The sequence below is a fragment of the Vibrio sp. 1731 genome (assembly GCF_033339955.1).
Taxonomy (GTDB): Bacteria; Pseudomonadota; Gammaproteobacteria; order Enterobacterales; family Vibrionaceae; genus Vibrio; species Vibrio alginolyticus.
Window position 1 is genome coordinate 1 of the sequence record NZ_JAWOVO010000161.1, and the last position, 1073, is coordinate 1073.

Annotated in this window: 2 protein-coding genes; both read right to left on the bottom strand. The window is 45.3% G+C overall.

Annotated features, from left to right (window positions below; genetic code table 11):
- Positions 1-300, bottom strand: a 300-nt coding sequence (locus R7035_RS25925) for a glycosyltransferase family 2 protein (protein ID WP_025519272.1), incomplete at its 3' end; no start/stop codon positions are given.
- A gap of 35 nt (positions 301-335) precedes the next feature.
- On the bottom strand, positions 336-1073 hold a 738-nt coding region (locus tag R7035_RS25930; protein WP_318146410.1), incomplete at its 5' end, for a glycosyltransferase family 9 protein.

Sequence of the window (1073 nt, forward strand, 5' to 3'; positions counted from 1 at the left end):
AGCCTGTAAAATGCTTGCTTTTAGCTCAGGAGTAACCTGTTCATCGGCATCTAACCACAATACGTAGTCGGCCGTAACATATTGCTGCGCAAGTTGGCGTTGTTTTCCAAACCCCGGCCAGTCTAAGTTGGTATAGAACTTATCAGTGTATTGTCGGGCAATTTCTTCAGTGCGGTCGGTACTGCCCGAGTCGAGGATGACAATCTCATCAACCCAACCTTTTACGGTGTCTAGACAAGCTTTTAAATGCTTCTCTTCATTTTTGACGATTAAGGCAACGGCTAAAGTTGGCTTGGACAAATTGACTTCCTTCTTAACAAATCTATACAGGGAGTTTACTGGTATTGCGGGTACAAATCTTCTACGACTTGATTGAACATTGTAATCACTTGCTTGCTTGTGATGCGATTCATTGCTTTTTCATCTTTCGCACGAGTTCTCCAGCTTAGTTGTTGGCTGGTTTTTCCTGTTTCAGCCAAGATGACTTCCTCATAAACTGAGACGGCATACTGTAGATAGCGATATGGGCCCACTCGAACCGGATTATGGTGGGCGTATAAACCAATGATCGGTGTGTTCATGGCGCTTGCCATGTGAGCTGGCCCGGTATCAGGCGCGATGACCATGTCTACTTTGTCAATCAGAGCCAGCATTTGCAGGATTGAGCTTTGCCCAACTAAATTTAGACATGGCTCTTCCAGTCGAGATTGAATGGCATCTGCCAAATCCAGTTCGACTTGAGCTGGGCTGCCAGCCAGAATTATATTCCAACCTTGTGCTCTCGCATGGTGGATGACGTCTATGTACCCTTCAGCATTCCAGTTTTTATATGCTTTACTGGCTCCTGGCACAATCAGTAGATTGGGTTTGTCGCAAGAAACATGACTCTCTGCCCACTCTTGGTCTTGTGTGGAGTAGGAAAGTGCCCAGTCTAACTCCGTGTTAAGGATGCCAATTTGATGAGCAAAAGCCATCAAACCATCCGCCACGTGCAGAGATTGTGGTGAGGGAACTTTGACATTAGTGAATAGTGTTTGAAAATCTTGGCTTCTGTCAGATGAAAAACCAAGTTT